This window comes from Microbacterium sp. Z12_35 (assembly GCF_058310475.1).
The window spans coordinates 1-16,872 of the sequence record NZ_JBZEGJ010000002.1; the positions used below are offsets into that span (position 1 = coordinate 1).

At 69.1% G+C, this 16,872-nt stretch carries 17 protein-coding genes; 7 read left to right on the forward strand and 10 right to left on the reverse strand.

From position 1 onward, the window contains the following. Positions 1-221: 221 nt before the first annotated feature. Both AC4FS1_RS12925 and AC4FS1_RS12930 read right to left on the reverse strand, forming a co-directional pair. Positions 222-413, reverse strand: a complete 192-nt coding sequence (locus tag AC4FS1_RS12925; protein ID WP_491155758.1) for a multidrug transporter — start codon at positions 411-413, stop codon at positions 222-224. A 26-nt stretch (positions 414-439) separates the two neighbouring features. Further along, positions 440-1,246 carry an SDR family oxidoreductase gene (locus AC4FS1_RS12930; RefSeq protein ID WP_491155759.1) on the reverse strand — a complete coding sequence of 269 codons (807 nt, stop codon included), beginning with the start codon at positions 1,244-1,246 and terminating at the stop codon, positions 440-442. A gap of 94 nt (positions 1,247-1,340) precedes the next feature. Between AC4FS1_RS12930 and AC4FS1_RS12935 the strand changes: the two genes are divergently transcribed. From AC4FS1_RS12935 to AC4FS1_RS12950, 4 genes are all read left to right on the forward strand, one after another. After that, on the forward strand, positions 1,341-1,706 hold the full coding sequence (locus AC4FS1_RS12935; RefSeq protein WP_491155761.1) for a hypothetical protein: 366 nt from the start codon (positions 1,341-1,343) through the stop codon (positions 1,704-1,706). A gap of 9 nt (positions 1,707-1,715) precedes the next feature. Further along, positions 1,716-2,582, forward strand: coding sequence for a hypothetical protein (locus AC4FS1_RS12940; protein WP_491155762.1), 867 nt, complete (start codon positions 1,716-1,718; stop codon positions 2,580-2,582). Positions 2,583-2,613: 31 nt separating this feature from the next. Then, positions 2,614-3,948 (forward strand): alpha-hydroxy-acid oxidizing protein, encoded by a 1,335-nt coding sequence (locus AC4FS1_RS12945; RefSeq protein WP_491155764.1) that lies wholly within the window; start codon positions 2,614-2,616, stop codon positions 3,946-3,948. A 162-nt stretch (positions 3,949-4,110) separates the two neighbouring features. Then, entirely contained in the window at positions 4,111-5,496 is a 1,386-nt protein-coding gene (locus AC4FS1_RS12950; RefSeq protein WP_491155766.1) for a glycine--tRNA ligase, read from the forward strand. A 76-nt stretch (positions 5,497-5,572) separates the two neighbouring features. Here the strand turns inward: AC4FS1_RS12950 and AC4FS1_RS12955 are convergent, their stop codons facing one another. Together AC4FS1_RS12955 and AC4FS1_RS12960 are read right to left on the reverse strand one after the other, a co-directional pair. Then, positions 5,573-5,959, reverse strand: a complete 387-nt coding sequence (locus AC4FS1_RS12955) for a DUF1801 domain-containing protein (protein ID WP_491155768.1) — start codon at positions 5,957-5,959, stop codon at positions 5,573-5,575. A 1-nt stretch (position 5,960) separates the two neighbouring features. Further along, entirely contained in the window at positions 5,961-6,530 is a 570-nt protein-coding gene (locus AC4FS1_RS12960; protein WP_491155770.1) for an HhH-GPD-type base excision DNA repair protein, read from the reverse strand. A gap of 133 nt (positions 6,531-6,663) precedes the next feature. Between AC4FS1_RS12960 and AC4FS1_RS12965 the strand changes: the two genes are divergently transcribed. Then, positions 6,664-7,077: a nuclear transport factor 2 family protein gene (locus AC4FS1_RS12965; RefSeq protein ID WP_491155772.1), complete on the forward strand. Its 414-nt coding sequence runs from the start codon at positions 6,664-6,666 to the stop codon at positions 7,075-7,077. Between the two features lie 138 nt (positions 7,078-7,215). Here AC4FS1_RS12965 and AC4FS1_RS12970 read toward each other — a convergent pair whose 3' ends face one another. Continuing rightward, on the reverse strand, positions 7,216-8,517 hold the full coding sequence (locus tag AC4FS1_RS12970; protein ID WP_491155774.1) for a glutamyl-tRNA reductase: 1,302 nt from the start codon (positions 8,515-8,517) through the stop codon (positions 7,216-7,218). A gap of 90 nt (positions 8,518-8,607) precedes the next feature. On the opposite strand from AC4FS1_RS12970, the gene AC4FS1_RS12975 reads away from it, so the two are divergent. After that, the gene (locus AC4FS1_RS12975) at positions 8,608-9,171 is read left to right on the forward strand and encodes a YbaK/EbsC family protein (RefSeq protein WP_491155776.1); all 564 of its coding nucleotides are present in this window, start codon (positions 8,608-8,610) and stop codon (positions 9,169-9,171) included. A gap of 40 nt (positions 9,172-9,211) precedes the next feature. Here the strand turns inward: AC4FS1_RS12975 and AC4FS1_RS12980 are convergent, their stop codons facing one another. Further along, a complete protein-coding gene (locus AC4FS1_RS12980; RefSeq protein WP_491155777.1) occupies positions 9,212-9,721 on the reverse strand; it encodes a VOC family protein in 510 nt (169 codons plus the stop codon). A 47-nt stretch (positions 9,722-9,768) separates the two neighbouring features. Next, the gene (locus tag AC4FS1_RS12985) at positions 9,769-11,532 is read right to left on the reverse strand and encodes a dipeptide ABC transporter ATP-binding protein (RefSeq protein WP_491155779.1); all 1,764 of its coding nucleotides are present in this window, start codon (positions 11,530-11,532) and stop codon (positions 9,769-9,771) included. Between the two features lie 38 nt (positions 11,533-11,570). On the opposite strand from AC4FS1_RS12985, the gene AC4FS1_RS12990 reads away from it, so the two are divergent. Further along, positions 11,571-12,173, forward strand: a complete 603-nt coding sequence (locus AC4FS1_RS12990; protein ID WP_491155781.1) for a PH domain-containing protein — start codon at positions 11,571-11,573, stop codon at positions 12,171-12,173. Between the two features lie 14 nt (positions 12,174-12,187). On the opposite strand, the gene AC4FS1_RS12995 is transcribed toward AC4FS1_RS12990, so the two are convergent. The 3 genes from AC4FS1_RS12995 to AC4FS1_RS13005 all read right to left on the reverse strand — a co-directional run bounded on the left by AC4FS1_RS12995 (position 12,188) and on the right by AC4FS1_RS13005 (position 16,720). After that, the gene (locus tag AC4FS1_RS12995) at positions 12,188-13,324 is read right to left on the reverse strand and encodes an ABC transporter permease (RefSeq protein WP_491155783.1); all 1,137 of its coding nucleotides are present in this window, start codon (positions 13,322-13,324) and stop codon (positions 12,188-12,190) included. Next, a complete protein-coding gene (locus AC4FS1_RS13000) occupies positions 13,324-14,859 on the reverse strand; it encodes an ABC transporter permease (RefSeq protein WP_491155785.1) in 1,536 nt (511 codons plus the stop codon). The genes AC4FS1_RS12995 and AC4FS1_RS13000 overlap by 1 nt, the downstream gene beginning before the upstream one ends. Before the next feature lie 91 nt (positions 14,860-14,950). After that, positions 14,951-16,720, reverse strand: a complete 1,770-nt coding sequence (locus tag AC4FS1_RS13005) for an ABC transporter family substrate-binding protein (protein WP_491155787.1) — start codon at positions 16,718-16,720, stop codon at positions 14,951-14,953. Positions 16,721-16,872: the final 152 nt, after the last annotated feature.

Consider the following 16,872-nt stretch of genomic DNA (forward strand, 5'->3'; position numbering starts at 1 on the left):
GGCGGGTTCTTCCTGAGTTGGGCGCGCTGCACCGTGTTCGGCGGTGCGGTCGCGCGGCGGCGGGGATCCGGCTGCGGTATGTCGGCCGTGCGGGCGGACGCCGAGCTGGCGCGTTGGTTCGCCGTTTTGGGGCCGCCCGGGCCTGCCTAACTCAGGCCAGGTGCGCCTGGGTGGGGGAAGACACCGGTGTCGGGGCGGGTTCTTCCTGAGCTAGGTGCGCGCTACTCGTGTTCGGCGGCGGGGTCGCCCTGGCCAGGGCCAGGACGCACGGCGGCATCGTCGCGGATGTCGACGCGCGTCACGCCCTCCCGGTGGGTGACGTCGATCCGCGGCGCGGCGTCGGCCTCGGTGGCATCGGGCGCCGTCGTCAGCTGATCGGTGCGCTTCTCGTCGTCGGTCTGGGGGTCGCTCATGGCATCTCCAAAGGGTCGGGTTCAGGTTAGGCGGTGCGCCACTCGTCGCTGGTGAGGTGCGATCCGGCCTGGGGTCCCATCTGCAGCATCCCACCGTCCACGACCCAGCTCGCACCCGTGACGTACGACGCGGCCGGGGAGGCGAGGAATGCGACGACCGCCGCGATCTCTTCCGGGCGACCAGGCCGGCCGAGGGGGATGCCCGGGCGATGCGTCTTTTCGGCATCCTCGGCATCCATGTCGTTCAACGGTGTGGCGATCTCGCCGGGGGCGACGGCGTTGACGGTGATGCCCTGCGCGCCGAGCTCCTGCGCCATGGTCTTCACGAGACCGCCGAGGCCGTGCTTGGCGGCGACGTACGCGGCGCTCCCCACGCGCGGCTGGTGCTCGTGCACGCTCGAGACCGCGATGATCCGTCCGCCCCTGTCGGCAGCTGCCATCCGGCGGGCAGCGGCCTGCATGCCCACGAAAGCCGCATCGAGATTGAGACCGACGTCCTGACGCCAGCCGGACAGGTCGAGATCGAGCACGTGACCGCCGACGCCGCCGCCGGCGTTGTTGACGAACACGTCCACCCCGCCGAGCTCATCGGCGAGGGCGTCGAGGACGTGGCCGGCGGTTTCCAGGTCGGTCGCGTCGAACTGGGTCACGACCGCGCGGCCGCCGCGGGCGCGGACGGCCTCGGCGGTGCGCTGCGCGCCCTCCTCGTCGGAGTGCCAGGTGATGCCCACGTCCATGCCCGCTTCGGCCAGCGCGACGGCGCACGCGGCGCCGATGCCGGAGTCGGAACCGGTGACGATCGCGTGCCGGGGGGAGAAGTCGTCGGTATGCATGGCTCGACGCTACGAGCATCCGGGCGCCGCGCAGACGCCCTTTACATCCGCTCACCGCGGCGTTAGCGTTCCCGGTTCGCACTAGCGCGGGGCCGTGATCCCCGCCGACTGGACCCCGCACCGCCGGCCGGACGACCGAGAACTCGTGGGATGGATCCGCCCCGCGGGGGGCGCGTGGGTCGCCGTGTCTCTCCTCGGACGCGACGTGAGTGAGGCGGTCGAGTGGCTCGACGCGGAGGCCGTGCTCGAGCAAACGGGCTTGGCGTGGATGGCGGGCATCTGGATGCTGGAGGGCGTGGCCGATCGACCGCTCCGGGTGAAGCTCGTCGAGGTCACACCTGAGCGCGTCGTCGTGCAGACCGACGACTTCGGGGCCATCGACGTTCCCGTGGAGCGTTTCGAACTGCCCTGGCCTCCGCCTCGAACGCTCCGACCGCGGGATGACGGAGACCGCGAGTAGCCTGACGCCATGCGCGCGAGGCGGCCTCCCACGGGGGTCGTCGTCGTGCTCGCCGCGATGGTGCTGGCCGGCTGCGCGGCCCCGGGGGATGCGGCATCCACGGCGCCTCCCGACGGAGTGAGCGTGAGCCTCGTGCAACTGCGGTCGGATGTCGCCGCGCGGCAGGCGCAGGTGCAGATCCGCAACGACGGCGATGCGGCTCTCGCGGTCGGGGCGGTGCAGGTGGCATCCCCCGGGTTCGCCGGCACCGCCGAGCGCGTGGTGGACCGGGTGACGACCGTTCCGCCGGGCCGCGCTGTGGATGTCCGCGTGCAGCTCCCCGCCATGGACTGCACGACAGCGGATGCGGGTGCTCCGACGGTCACGGTGAAGCTCGAGATCGGCGGCGCCCTGCGCACCGTGGTCGCCGACATCCCCGACCCGCTCGCCTTCCTTCCCGCGTTGCACGCGCGCGAGTGCCTGGGCGCCGCGCTTGCCGCCGTCGCCACCGTCACGATCGAAGGCTTCACCCCGGCCCCGCCGGGCGGCACGGGAACGCTCACCCTGTCCATCGCGCCGACCGGGGTCGGTTCGGCCCGGCTGTCCGCGGTCGACTCGACGCCGCTGCTCATGTTCGCGGCCGACGCTCCCGCAGCCCCGTACCCCCTCGACGTCGAGATCAGGCCGGATTCGCCGGCGACGACCCTCGACATCCCGCTCGTGCCCCAGCGCTGCGACCCGCACGTCGTGCAGGAGGACAAGCGCGGCACGATCTTCACGGTCGATGTCGCCGTCGACGGCGTGACCGGGGATGTCGATCTGCCCGCGCCGCCGCCCATGAAAGCGCGGATGCTGTCGTGGGTGGCCCAGTGGTGCGGGTTCGGCACGCCCGGATGACGCGGCGTGGACGCATCCGTACGCTGTCGCCATGGACCACGGCGACATCGCTCCGCTCGACCCGGCCGCCGCCGCGCGCGGGATCTCCCGGCTCACGCAGTCGGACATCTACCGCGCAGGGATCAGCGGAACCCGGCCGCAGGTGCCGGTGGACGCGACGGCGCTGGAGGAAGCGGCGCGACGCCGGCTGAGCGCCGCGGCCTTCGCCTATCTCGCCGGGGGCGCGGGAGCGGAGCGCACCGTCGCGGCGAACCGCGCCGCGTTCGAGCGGTGGCAGGTGTGGCCGCGGCCCCTTCGCGATGTCGCCGAGCGCGATCTGTCGATCGAGCTGTTCGGCCGGCGACTGCCGACGCCGCTGCTTCTCGCGCCCCTCGGGGTGATGGAGATGGCACATCGCGACGCCGACCTCGCGGTGGCCCGCGCCGCGGCCGAGCTCGGCGTGCCGTACACGCTCAGCAACCAGGCATCCGTCGCGATGGAGGCGGTCGCGGCGGCAACGCCGGCAGCCTCGAGGCTGTTCCAGCTGTACTGGTCGTCGTCCGACGAGCTGAATGCGTCGCTGCTGCGCCGAGCCGAGGAGTCGGGATGCTCCGCGATCGTGGTGACGCTCGACACCCACCTCCTGGGATGGCGCACGCGCGACCTCGACCTCGCCTACCTGCCCTTCACGCGGGGACTCGGCATCGCGCAGTACACCTCGGATCCGGTGTTCCGGCGGATGGTCGCCGAGCGGGCCGGGGCGAGGGATGCCGACGGCGCCCCGGGCGTGCGGATCACCCCGAAGGCGATCGCCGCGGGGATCACCATCGCCCGCAAAGGCTCGGCGCTGACCGGAGGCGGGGTCCGGGAGGGTCTGCGCTCTCCCCTGCCCCGCGCGGCCGTGGAGACGTTCCTCGACGTCTTCTCGACCCCGTCTCTCACCTGGGATGACCTCGCCCGGGCGCGCGAGTGGACCTCTCTGCCGATCGTGCTGAAGGGCATCGTCCATCCCGACGACGCCTCCCGCGCGATGGATGCCGGCGCAGACGGGGTGTGGGTGTCGAACCACGGCGGCCGGCAGATCGACCTGTCGGTGCCGACGCTGGACGCTCTTCCCGCCGTCGTCGACCGTGTCGGCGGGGCGGTTCCGGTGATCTTCGACTCGGGTGTGCGACAGGGTTCCGACGTCTTCACCGCCCTCGCACTCGGGGCGACGGCGGTCGCGGTGGGACGGCCTTACGCGTACGGGCTGGCGGTCGCGGGGCAGGCAGGCGTGCGGGAGGTGGTCCGAAACGTCCTCGCCGAGCTCGACATCACCCTGGGGCTCGCTGGTTTCACGACGGTCGCCCAGGTCGGCCCGGCTGCGCTGCGCGACGCGAGGGCGTGACCCGCGGCTTTCGGCGCGGCGGCCGCCGGCGGGCGTGAGCCAGGCCTTTTCCGCGCGGCTGCCGCCGACGGGCGTGAGCCGGGCCGCAGGCGCCGCTCGATAGAATCGAGGTACCGCGACTTTCCGCGGCATCCCACCCTCTTTGCGACCATTGGAGCCACCGTGGCCGAACAGTCCCGCCTTGACAAGGTCATCGCCCTCGCCCGCCACCGCGGGTTCGTCTTCCAGGCGGGCGAGATCTACGGCGGCTCTCGCTCGGCGTGGGACTACGGCCCCCTCGGCACCGAGCTGAAGGAGAACATCCGCCGCCAGTGGTGGCAGACGTTCGTCCGCGGCCGCGGGGACATGGTCGGCCTGGACTCGTCGATCATCCTCCCCAAGCGCGTGTGGGAGGCATCCGGTCACGTTGCGACGTTCACCGATCCGCTCGTGGAGTGTCTGCACTGCCACAAGCGCTTCCGCGCCGACACCCTGGTCGAGGACTTCGAGGCGCGCAAGGGCCGGCCGGCCGAGAACGGGCTCGCTGACATCCCGTGCCCCAACTGCGGCACGAAGGGCCAGTACACCGAGCCGAAGGCGTTCTCCGGTCTCGTGAAGACCTACCTCGGCGTCGTCGACGACGAGAGCGGCCTGTACTACCTGCGGCCCGAGACCGCGCAGGGCATCTTCGTGAACTTCAGCAACGTCCTCACGGCCTCGCGTCGCAAGCCGCCGTTCGGCGTCGGGCAGGTCGGCAAGGCGTTCCGCAACGAGATCACCCCCGGAAACTTCATCTTCCGCACGCGTGAGTTCGAGCAGATGGAGATCGAGTTCTTCACGCCGCCCGCAGAGGCGGACGAATGGTTCGACCACTGGGTCGAGGCGTGCTGGAACTGGTTCGTCGACCTCGGCGTCGACCCCGCGAACATGCGCCGCTACGACGTCCCCGTCGAGGACCGCGCGCACTACTCCGCCGGCACGATCGACGTCGAGTACCGCTTCGGATTCCCCGGCAAGGAGTGGGGCGAGCTCATGGGCATCGCCAACCGCACCGACTTCGACCTGAAGAACCACTCCGAGGCATCCGGTCAGAGCCTCACCTACTTCGACCAGGCCTCGGGCGAGAAGTACACGCCCTTCGTCATCGAACCCTCGTTCGGCTTGACGCGCGCGATGATGGCGTTCCTCGTGGACGCCTACGAAGAGGAAGAGGTGCCCAACGCCAAGGGGGGCACCGACAAGCGCACCGTGCTGCGCCTTGACCCGCGCCTGGCGCCGGTCAAGGTCGCCGTGCTGCCGCTCTCGCGCAACGAGAGGCTTTCGCCGCTGGCGCGCGAGGTCGCCGACGGCCTCCGCGGCCTGTGGAACGTCGACTTCGACGACGCCGGTGCGATCGGCCGTCGCTACCGCCGCCAGGACGAGATCGGCACGCCCTTCTGCGTGACCGTCGACTTCGATTCGCTCGACGACCGCGCCGTCACCGTCCGCGACCGCGACACGATGGCGCAGGAACGCGTGCCGCTGGAGAACCTGCACACGTACCTGGCCGAGCGCCTGCGCGGCGCCTGACCCGCCGCATCCCGCGCCCGGCGGCCGGCGCCCCGCCCCCGGGTCGGCGCCCCGCCCCCGGGTCAGCGGGCGGCGGTCAGCGGGTCGTCGCGCGGTAGGAGTCGCCGATGATCCCCGCCAAGACGTCGAGGTCGACGGTGGAGGCATCCCTCACGTAGAGGCACCCGATGCCGGTCGTGTGCGGGCCGAGGTGCTCGAGTTCAGCGGCGTGGGCATCGACGCCGTCGGCCAGATAGATCGTCGTGGCCGTCTTGCGCGGAGCGAAGCCGACCGCGGCGGTGTCACCCTCGCGGCCGCTGTCGTATTTGTAGTGGTGCGACCCGAATCCGATGATCGACCCCCACAGGGTGGGCTCCTCGCCGGTCACCCGAGCGAACACGTCCAAGAGAGTCTCCGCATCGCGCCGGCGCTTGGCCGGTTCTACTCGGTCGACCAGCGCCTGAACATCGGCAGGAACGTCCATGTCACTTCTCCTTCGCGGCGGCCTTCGTTGCCCGCTTGAACTCGCGCACCTTCATGAGCGACTCGGGGCTGGTGATGTCGGCGACGGAGCGGAAAGATCCGTCCTCGCCGTAGGGGGCGGATGCTTCGCGCCACCCCTCCCCGGTGAAGCCGCACTGCTTGCCGAGGAGTGCGAGGAAGATCTTCGCCTTCTGCTCGCCGAAGCCGGGCAGCGCCTTCAGGCGTTTCAGCACTTCCGGCCCGGTCGGGGTGCCCCGTGTCCACAGAGCGGCGGCATCGCCGCCCCACTCCTGCTCGATCGCCGCGCACAGTGCCTGGACACGAGCGGCCATCGAGCCGGGGTAGCGGTGCACGGCCGGCGGCGTCTTGAAAGCCTCCGCGAACGCCTCCGCGTCGTAGTGCGCGAGGGTCGCGGCATCCACCGAGCCGACGCGCTCCCGGATCTTGAGCGGGCCGGTGAACGCCGTCTCCATCGCGATCTGCTGATCCAGCAGCATCCCGATCAACAAAGCCAGGGGGTCGTCGCTGAGCAGCGCGTCGGCTGCGGGATCGTCGGTGATGCGCAACGTCATGCCGCCATCCTCCCACCCACCTCCCCGGGCGCCCACCCACCGATGCGGCTGCCGGGTCGAGGCGTCTCCGCGTCGGGCTGCGCGGCCCTTGCGCGCGACCTCGGGAGAGAGATCGCGACATAGGCTGGGCGGAATGGACCACCTCCTTGCTCTCCACCGCCTCCGCGATGCCGTCAACGCCCACGAGGCTGCGCGGATCGCGGCGAACTTCTCCGAGGACTACTCCGTCGAGGCTCCTAGGGATCCCCACCTCTCATTCACCGGTCGCGCACAGGTGGAACGGAACTGGCAGGCGATCCTCGGGAGACTCCCGGATCTGAAAGCCGATCTGCTCCGCTGGGCGGTGCAGGGTGACGAGGTGTGGTCGGAGTGGACGATGTCCGGCACGGCGAGCGACGGAGGGGCGGACACGCTGGCCGGCACGGTGATCTGGCGCACCGATGACGACGGTCTCGTGTCGTGGGCGCGGTTCTATCTCGGCCCCGTGGTCACCGCAGCGCCGAAGGCATCCGCGCTCGGGGCTGTTCCGTCAGCGCCGGGCGCGTGACCGCCGAGTCGACGGGGCTGGGCGACTCGCGGAGTCGACGGGACTGAGCGAACCGCGGAGTCGACAGGGCTTCGTGACTCGCGAATTCCCCGTGGTCTCCGCCCGGCCGACCTTGGGGGGCCGGCGGTCCTGCAGGGGTCAGGCGACGCCGGAGCCGGCGTCGGTGGCGCGCTCGTCCTCGTCCGCGACGTCGACGTCGATGTCGAAGAGGGTCGAGAGGGCGGCGAAGTACTCCTCGCCACGCCCGAGTTCCGCGAGCTCGTGCGCGCGGGCCGTGGGAGTGTGCAGCAGCACGCCGACGAGGTGGCGGAGCGCCTGCTCCGTGCGACCGTCCTCGTCACCGCGGGCCTTCGCGCGGGCGATCTCGGATTCGAGGGCGGCGAACGCATGGGCGCGCAGGGCCACCACACCGGGGGTGACGTTGCGGCGCTCGCCGAGGACGGCGAAGCGGCGGGCTGCGTCGCGGACGACTTCGCGCGCCGCATCCGTGGCCTGCAGCTCCTCCAGCGGCGCGTGCAGGCGGATCGTCTCGAGGTCGAGGAGATCGACACCCGCGACGGTTGCCACGTCCGGCTCGACGTTGCGGGGGAGGCCCAGGTCGATCACGAGACGCCGCTTTGCGGCGGGATACGGTTCCAGGGCGCCGGCGGCGAACGTCGCGGCGCTGAGAACGGTGTGCTCAGCGGTCGTGCACGTGATGATGAGGTCGGCCTGCGCGGCGACGGAGGGGAAGCGCTCGGCCGCGATGGCCTGCAGCCCGTGCTTGGTCGCGAACTTCGCGGCGCGGCCCGACGGGGAGTAGACCGAGATGTCTTCGGCGCCCTGGTCGCGCAACGCCGCCAGTGTGGCCGCGGCATACGACCCCGTGCCCACGAGCAGAACGCGCAGAGCGGACCAGTCGGCGATCCGGCTTCCGGCGAGCTCGAGGGCGAGGCGCACCAGCGAGCGACCGGCGCGCCCGAGCGCCGTGGCGTTCTTCACGCCGCGCTGAGCCTCCGACGCGCGCTGGAACAGCCGCTCCAGGTCGCCCGAGGTGGTGCCGAGGCGCCGGGACTCCTTGAGAGAGCGGCGCACCTGTCCGGCGATCTCACCCTCGCCGATGACGACGGACTCGAGACCGGATGCGACGGCGAACAGGTGCTCGGCCACGTCATCGCCGCCCAGCACCTCGTACGACCCGGTGAGTTCGCCCGCCGGCACACCGGTGGCCGCTTCGATCGCGGCGAGAGTGGCCTCGACGCCGAGGGCCGTGGATGCGGTGACGGGCTCGTCCAGGTCGACATACGCCTCGAAGCGGTTGCACGTCGCGACGACGACGGCACCCTGCACGAATTCGGAGTGCGCGGAGATGAGCGGTGCGATGGGGACCGAGGAGACGCTGAGGCGCTCGAGAAGCTCGAAGGGCGCGGTCTTATGACTCGCGGAGACGCACAGCAGCACGAGACAAGATTCTACCCGCGGGCGGCTGGGCGTTGGCGCTATGCCTCGACGACGAGCGATACCCCCGGCGCGGCTTCCTACACTGGTGACGTGCACTGGTCTTCCGCCGGCTCGTTGGAGCCCGTCCCCGCCCTGGATCGCCTCGCCTCGCTGCCGCCCACGGTCGCGGCGGCCCTCGTCGCCCTCGACCCCGATCTCGCGCCACTCGTCGGCGTCGCCGACATCGACCCGGACCTGGCCGATACGGCAGCGTTCGTCCAGCGGTACGGGTCACCGCTCGAGCAGAGCGCCAACTGCGTCATCGTGAAGGGCAAGCGCGGCAGCGACATCCGGTACGCCGCATGCCTCGTGCTCGCCACCACGCGCGCCGACGTCAACGGCACCGTGCGCCGGCGGCTGGATGTGCGCAGCGCCTCCTTCGCCCCGATGGCCGAAGCGGTCGAGCTGACCGGCATGGAGTACGGCGGCATCACACCACTGGGGCTTCCGTCGGACTGGCCGATCCTGGTGGATGCGGCCGTCGCCGCCGCCCCCGACGTCGTCGTGGGCGCCGGCATCCGCGGTGCCAAACTCTTCCTCCCCGGCTCCGTCCTCGCCGCGCTCCCGCATGCCGAGGTGATCGACGGGCTCGGGATGCCGCCGCGCGAGGCGTAGCGGCTCTGGCGACGCGGGCGTCGGGGAACCGATCGATCCGTCACATCAGTTCGCTGTCCCGGCGCCGTGAAGGAATCTCGATGAGCTCGGTGATGACGCCGAGGAGGTCCTCGGTATCGAAGTAGGCGTAACCGCCGTCGCCGTCACGCCCGGTCGCCCGTCCCGTCTGAATCGGTTCAAAGCCCTCGTCCTGCATCGCGGCGGTCGCTTCGGCGATCGAGTCGACATAGAACCCGAAGTGGTGCATACCGTAGCCATGGCGGGCGATCCACTCGGTGTAGATGTTCGGGCCGTCGATGCTCTCGACCAGCTCGATCTGCGGCCCTTGTTCCACGAAGGCCAGGCGCATCTTGTAGGAGCTCGGTTCGCCGCGGTAGGTGAGCCCCTCAAGGTTCTCCGGCCCGTAGGTGAAGATCGACCAGTCCTCTCTGCCGAGGAGGAGGCTGTACTGGGCCAGTGCCTCCTGCAGGTCGGGAACCAACAGGCCGATCTGAACGACCTTCAGTGAGTGAAGCGCCTTCGGAAGGACGAGTGCGGATAGATCTGTCATGCGATGTTCCTCTTCTCTTGTGCAGGGATGTGGTGTCCGTCCACGGATCAGGAGGGGTCGCGCTCGGCTTCCAGGAGTGCGGTGCGCGCCTCGCGGCGTCGTCGCTGCTCGGCGGGGTCCGGCACGGGTACCGCGGCGATGAGACGCTGCGTGTACGCCTCCTGCGGCGCTCGCAGGATCTGGCCCGTCGCGCCCGTCTCGACGATGGTGCCGTGACGCATCACCACGATCCGGTCGGCGAGGGTGTCGACGACGGCGAGGTCGTGGCTGATGAACAGACACGCGAAGCCCAGGTCGGCCTGGAGCCGCCGGAGCAGTTCGAGGACAGTCGCCTGCACCGAGACGTCGAGCGCCGACGTCGGCTCGTCGGCCACGAGCAGCTTCGGCTCGAGCGCGAGCGCCCGCGCGATGCCGATGCGCTGCTTCTGTCCGCCGGAGAGCTCGTGCGGGTAGCGGGAGCGGCACGATCTGGGCAGTTCGACGGCGTCCAGCAGCTGCTGCACGCGCTTGTCGAGCGCGGCCCCCTTGGCCGCTCCCGCCAGCAGAAGAGGCTCGCCGATCGACTGCCAGATCGGAAGACGGGGATTGAGCGACGACGACGGATCCTGGAAAACCATGCCGACGTCCTTGTGCACGGTGCGGAGGACCCGCCGGTCCGCCTGCGAGATGTCGGTGCCCACGACGGTCACCCGCCCCTCCGCGATCGGGACCAGTCCGATCGCCGCGCGACCGACGGTCGTCTTGCCGGAGCCGGACTCGCCGACGACCCCGGTGACCTCGCCGGGGTAGATCGCGAACGTCGCGTTGTCGACAGCGCGGAAGGCGGGCACAGGCCCGTGCTTGGGGTATTCGATCGAGACGTTCGTGAACTCGAGCACGGGGTCGCCGAGGCCCGCGCGACGCTCCACGTCCTGACGCGCCGCGACTTCGGCCAGTCGGATCGCCGACGTGTCTCCCGCGAGTGCGGCGGTCGTGTCGATCTCGTCCCCGCGGGTGTCGCCGATGCGGGGGACTGCCGCGAGCAGCTGCTTCGTGTAGGGATGCTGCGGCTGGGTGAAAACCTCTCCGACCCTGCCGCGCTCCACGATCTCGCCGTCGCGCATGACGACCATGTCGTCGGCGAGGTCGGCGACGACCCCCATGTCGTGGGTGATGAGCAGGATCGCGGAGTCCAGGCGGTGGCGCAGGTCGCGCATGAGGTCGAGGATCTCGGCCTGCACGGTGACGTCGAGCGCCGTCGTCGGCTCGTCGGCGATGAGCAGCCAGGGGTCGCACGAGATCGACTGGGCGATCATGGCGCGCTGGCGCTGGCCGCCGGAGAGCTGGTGGGGATACGAGTGGAACGCTTTGACCGGGTCGGGCAGCTCGACGAGATCGAGCAGCTCGAGTGTGCGTTTCTTCGCCTGACTCGGCGACACCCCGAAGTGGGTCCGCACCGTCTCGATGATTTGGAAGCCGACCGTGAGAACGGGATTGAGTGCCGTCATGGGCTCCTGGAAGATGACGGCGATCTCGCTCCCGCGCACACGCCGCAATTCGCTCGGGCGCAGCCCCAGGATTTCCCGTCCGGCCAACTTGACGCTGCCGCGAACGCGTGCGTTCTTCGGCAGGAGCCCCAGCATCGCCATCGAGCTCGCGCTCTTACCAGAGCCCGACTCGCCGACGATCGCGAGCGCCTTGCCGGCTTCTACCGTGTAGCGGAGCTTCTTGGCAGCGGGCACCCAGTAGTTGTCCACGGCGAAGTCCACGGACAGCCCGTCCACCTCGAGAAGCGGGCCTGTGACGCCGTGACGGTCGCGGAGCTGGTTCATCGGTCGTTCCTGACTTCCTGGCTTGACAGAATGATCAGATGGGCGAATCGGTCACGCTCCACTCGCGCTTCAATCGCACCCTGGCGGTCGTGGTCTGGGTGGTGTGCGGGCTCATTGCGGTGGGCGCCCTGCTGGGCGACGAGCGGCTCGTGCCGCTCTCCCCGGCCGCGGCGCTGCTGTCGCTGTTCGGATGGGCCGGGCTGTGGCGCCCAGGTGTACGGGTCGACGACGCGGGCGTCGTGATTCAGAACGTGACCCATCGCGTCACCATCCCGTGGACCGCGCTCATCCATGTCGACACGCGGTACGCCCTGACGCTGCATACGCCGTCCGGCAAGTTCGCCGCGTGGTCCGCGCCCGCACCGGGCCTCATCGGGTCGATGCGCGCCAGCCGCAATGCCACGAACCGCGAGACCCGCGCGGCCGACGCGTCGCTGCGCGCAGGCGACCTCCTCGGCACGGAGTCGGGCAGCCCCGCGACGGTCGTGCGCGAGCAGTGGCGCCGGCGCCTCGACAGCGGGCAGGTGCAGACCGGGATCGCCGACGACGTTCCCGTTCGCCGCCAGTGGGATACGCCGGTGCTCACGGGACTCGCCGCCTTGGCGGTGGCGAGCGTCGGGGCGCTCGCCGCAACCGGCTGACGGCTCGTCACGCGTCACGATTCGCGCCTCGCGTACGGGTGCGGCTCATCGCGGGACAGTCCCACGGCCGTCGTCGAACCGGTGTTCGTTGTGATCGGACCGACCGGGACGTCCGAGACCACGTCCTGGGTGCTGATGATCGCGGCATCCTTCGGCAGCTCTTTCACGCGACGGAAATTGATGCGCTTATGCCGGTGGTCGAACGCGTCGCGCAGGCCGTCGCCGACGAAGTTGACCAGGAGCGAAAGCAGCACGATGAAGAACGCCGGCCACCAGAACAGCCATGGTCGCGTCTGGAACGCCGACTCGTTGGCGCTGATGAGAAGACCGAGCGACACCTCGGGCGAGCGGACGCCGAAGCCGAGGAAAGACAGCGCCGTCTCGTAGAGGATTGCCACCGCGATGAGCAGCGTCGTGGAGACGATGATGACACCCGTCGTGTTCGGCAGGATGTGCGTGAAGATGATGCGGAGATCCGAAGCCCCGGCGAGGCGCGCCGCTTCGACGAACTCGCGTTCGCGCAGGCTCAGGAATTCGGCGCGCACGAGTCGCGCGATGCCCGGCCACGCGATGAACCCGAGGAAGATCGCGAGCGGCACGGGCCCGAGACCGCCGACCGCGGTGCCGACGACGGCGCCGATGACGAGCACCGGGATCACCATCACGATGTCGGTGAGGCGCATGAGCGCGGAGTCGACCCAGCCGCGATAGTAGCCCGCGATGGCGCCGACGATCACCCCGATGAACGCAGCCGTCAGCCCGATGATGAACATGACGTAGGACGAGTTGGCCGTGCCGCGCATCGTCATCGCGAAGTAGTCCTTGCCGACGGTGTTCTGCCCGAACGGGTGGTCGCCCAAGGAGAAGGGGAACAGTGTCAGGGTGGGCTTTCCGCCGTTCTGGATCGGATAAAGGCTCGTGTGATCCTGCTTCCACCAGCCCGCAATCCCGAAAGCGCCGCTCGCCGAGACAGCCAGCCCGATGACGAGCAGGAACAGGATCAGGCTCACGAGCGCGGGTTTGTGGGTGAGGAACCGGCGGAGGATGAGGCTGCCCTGACTCCGGCCCTTCTCCTCTTCGGTCAGGACGGTGGAACGTCCGGCGGGTGTGGTGCCCGCCGGCGTGGTTCCGGGATCGAGGGGAATTGTCATCACCTGGCCCTCACTCTCGGGTCGAGCGCCGAGTAACTGAGGTCGGCGAGGAAGTTGAACGTGATGGCGAAGATGGCCACGACGACGAAATACGCCATGACCGGGTTCGGGTCGCCCGCGTTCAGGCCTTGCGCGAACAGCGCTCCCATTCCCGAGAACGCGAAGATCCGCTCCGTGATGATGGCGCCTCCGATGAGGCCGCCGACGTCCGCCGCGACGATGGTCGTGATCGGGATGAGGGAGTTGCGGAAGGCATGGCGTCCGATCACCGTGCGCTCGGGGAGACCCTTCGCCCGCGCTGTCCGGATGTAGTCCTGGTTCAGCGTCTCGAGCATTCCGCCTCGTGCGTAGCGCGTGTATCCCGCGAAGGAGATGAGCATCAGGCTGATCATCGGCAGCAGGAGGTGCGTGAACGAGTCGATGCTCTGGATCCAGAAGTCGCCCTGCAGGTTCGGCGTCTGCGACCCGACGGTCGCGATGGGGCGTCCACGGACCCCGGGGTTGGTCATGTAGTCGTTCCATCGCTGCATGTACTGGTCGAGGATGATGACCCCCGTGCCGAGGAGGCCCGAGAACGCGCCGATGCGCATCGCCTGCCCCTTGTCGTACTCGCCGAGGATCCATCCCGCGAGGACGCCGACGCCGGTCGCGAGCACGAACAGCAGCGCAACGCCCCACGGTCCGAACCCCCTGAGCACAGGCTGCAGGACGAAGTACGCGGCGATGAGAACAAGGGTCACGGCACCGGCCGTGCGCCAGGCGAAGCGTGCATGGGGGCCCGCGATGATGAGCACCGCACCGGCGGCGAGGGCCGCGATGAACAGCGGTGCGAGAACGGGGCCCAGCGATGGGTCGAGGAACCACGCGGTTACCGACATGGCGTAGAGCATGATGGCGCTCGTGAGGACGGATGCGGCGAACACCGCGAGCCGCCGCAGGCGATGACCGCCGATGATCGCCTGCCAGAACAAGCCCGATACCAGCGACAGGCCGATGATCCATGTCCAGGAGAAGACGGGCGCTCGGAGCCAGTCGTTGAAGCCGAGGGCGACGAAGACTTTGAGCAAGACGCCCATGACGAACGACGGGAGCGAATAGAAGAAGAAGCTCGCGAACGTGAAGGTGTAGTCGACGGCGCTGTACTGGCGGAGAGCCGAAACGATGCCCACCAGGATGCCGAGCACGATGGCGAAGACCGTGGAGGCCGTCACCAGCTGGAGTGTCGATCCCACGGCTCGGCCCAGGAGGATCGTGACGGGCTGATTCTCAATCGTGACTCCGAGGTCACAGCCGCGGAACGGGACGACGCACTGAGCGGCGCCGATGAGCCAGTTGAACCAGCGGACTATGACGGGCTGGTCGAGGTCGAGCCAGTCGATGCGCTGCGCAATCAGCTGGTCGCGGTTGGGGCTGTTCGACGCGTAGAGGTCTGAGAGCGGGTCGCGTGCCCACGCCACCATGGCGTACATGACGAAGGAGGCGGCGACCAGGATCAGCACGGACACGCCGATGCGTCGCAGAACGTACGAGAGCAAGGAGGTGCGCCCCCTTCAGAGGGTCGAGCATGAGTTGACAGCCAGGGGCGACGGGCTCGTCGCCCCTGGCTCTGTTTCGGTCAGGAGCGGATCACTCCGAGACGGTCCACTCCCAGAAGTTCCACAGCGGGCCGGTCAGGTTTCCCATGAACGTCACGTCCTGGAGGCGATCGGTGTGGGCCGTGAGGCCGGGGACTTGGAAGAGCGGCAGACCGTAGGCGTCGGCGAACATCTCGGCGTCCGCCTCGATGTTGAGGTCATCGATGGCGTCGGCATCCAACGTCGTCGAGAGCTCGCGGGCGATCTCATCGACGCGGGCATTGGCGTACTTGTTGAAGTTCGACCCGCCGGATGAGGCGTAGAGCTGTGGGATTCGGGTGTTGCCGACGCCGGTGTCGAACCAGGCGAAGATGGCCGCGTCGTAGATATCGCTTCCTAGATGCGAACCCCAGTCCTCACGGCCGACGTCCTCGATGATGAATCCGGCTTGCGAAGCGGACGCCTGTATGGCCTCGAACGCCGCCACGCGGTTCGGGTTGTTGATGTTGTAGAGCAGGCGGATCGTCGGGGTCGCACCGGCGAGGAGCTTGGTGGCACCCTCGATGTCGACCTCCGAGTACGCGTCCGACCCGTTGCCCTCCACCGCAGCCGTGTACGACTCCTGCGCAGGGATGAAGAGCCGCGAGTTGAGGACTTCTGCGTCGGCCACGACGGGCTTGATGAGCGTGTCGACGATCTGCTGGCGCGGGATCGTCTTGAGGAAAGCCTCGCGCACGTTCGGATCCGCGAACGGACCCGCGAAGGTCAGGTCGAGGTGGTCGTACGTGAGCTGACTGCCTTCCAGCACCGTGATGTCCGAGATCGCATCGAGAGCTGCGAGCGTGTCGCCGCTGGCCTGCGGGACGATGAGGTCGACCTCGCCGTTGCGGAGCGCCGTGACCTGTGCATTCGGGTCACCGATGAAGCGGATGACCAGCGTGTCGAACTGCGGGGTGAGAGCACCCTTGTACTCGGGGTTGATCTTGAGCGTCATCGACCTCGTCGGCTCCCACGAGTCGATGACCCATGGCCCCCTCGACAGATACAACGACGGGTCACTCGGGAGCGAGGACATGTCGAAGCCTGTGTTCCAGAAGTCCGCTGCGGTCTTCAGCGTCTCATTCACCGGCGCCGGGTTCGCAGCATCACCGCGGGGCGACGTCAGGATGGTGTCGACGAGGCCGTCGAGCTCGACACCGGCCTTCTCTGCGACAACGTGCGCGGGCTGGCCGATCAGGCCGGCGAGGTTCCAGTCCACGAACGGGTTGTCGTACTCGAGAGTGAGCGAGAGTTTGTCGTCGCCGACCTCGGTGATCGTCGACTGGTTGAGGCCCTCGGTGCTGCCCGCGAACGTGAAGTACTGCGTGCCGCTGGTCACGGCGCCGTCGGCGCCGAAGGTCGCGTCGTCGAAGATGCCTGACGCAGCCGCCCAGCCGAGGACGAGGTCGTCGGTGGTGATGGGGGCGCCGTCCGACCAAGCCATACCGTCGTTGAGCGTGTACTTCACCTGGAGCGGGTCTTCGTTGACGATCTCCATCGAGCCGAAGGACTCGTTGGGGACGACCTCGTAGTCGTCACTGATGTAGTAGAAGCCAGGCCGGGTCAGGTAGGCGAGCTTGAGGTTGATCTCGCTGAGACCGGTCGCGCTCTCGGCGTTCGCGCTGAAGAACTCGTTGGTTTCTGCGATCACGACCTGGGCGCCGACGACCTCTTCGGGCGGCCCCACTTCGGGGGTCGTGGTGCAAGCCGCAAGAACGACGGCTGTTGCGCCGACACCCGCGATGACGGCAAGGGCGCGTATGCGCGATGTGCTGTGGGTCACTCTTTCCTCCTGTGCGCCTATGCAACGGGTCTGTCTTCGTCGACAGGGTGTGATCACCGTAGTGGCGCCCCTTCGGAAGTTCTATGTCGATGAGCGCCACACTCGGTCGCAGTATGTAGCCGGATGGGCTACCCCATCCCAAGATCGCTGAG

Coding starts and splice junctions, on each gene's coding strand:
- AC4FS1_RS12925 (WP_491155758.1), bottom strand. CDS start 413: ATGAGCGACCCCCAGACCGACGACGAGAAGCGCACCGATCAGCTGACG.
- AC4FS1_RS12980 (WP_491155777.1), bottom strand. CDS start 9,721: ATGACAGATCTATCCGCACTCGTCCTTCCGAAGGCGCTTCACTCACTG.
- AC4FS1_RS12960 (WP_491155770.1), bottom strand. CDS start 6,530: ATGACGTTGCGCATCACCGACGATCCCGCAGCCGACGCGCTGCTCAGC.
- AC4FS1_RS12955 (WP_491155768.1), bottom strand. CDS start 5,959: ATGGACGTTCCTGCCGATGTTCAGGCGCTGGTCGACCGAGTAGAACCG.
- AC4FS1_RS12965 (WP_491155772.1), top strand. CDS start 6,664: ATGGACCACCTCCTTGCTCTCCACCGCCTCCGCGATGCCGTCAACGCC.
- AC4FS1_RS12985 (WP_491155779.1), bottom strand. CDS start 11,532: ATGAACCAGCTCCGCGACCGTCACGGCGTCACAGGCCCGCTTCTCGAG.
- AC4FS1_RS12930 (WP_491155759.1), bottom strand. CDS start 1,246: ATGCATACCGACGACTTCTCCCCCCGGCACGCGATCGTCACCGGTTCC.
- AC4FS1_RS12995 (WP_491155783.1), bottom strand. CDS start 13,324: ATGACAATTCCCCTCGATCCCGGAACCACGCCGGCGGGCACCACACCC.
- AC4FS1_RS12990 (WP_491155781.1), top strand. CDS start 11,571: ATGGGCGAATCGGTCACGCTCCACTCGCGCTTCAATCGCACCCTGGCG.
- AC4FS1_RS12940 (WP_491155762.1), top strand. CDS start 1,716: ATGCGCGCGAGGCGGCCTCCCACGGGGGTCGTCGTCGTGCTCGCCGCG.
- AC4FS1_RS12945 (WP_491155764.1), top strand. CDS start 2,614: ATGGACCACGGCGACATCGCTCCGCTCGACCCGGCCGCCGCCGCGCGC.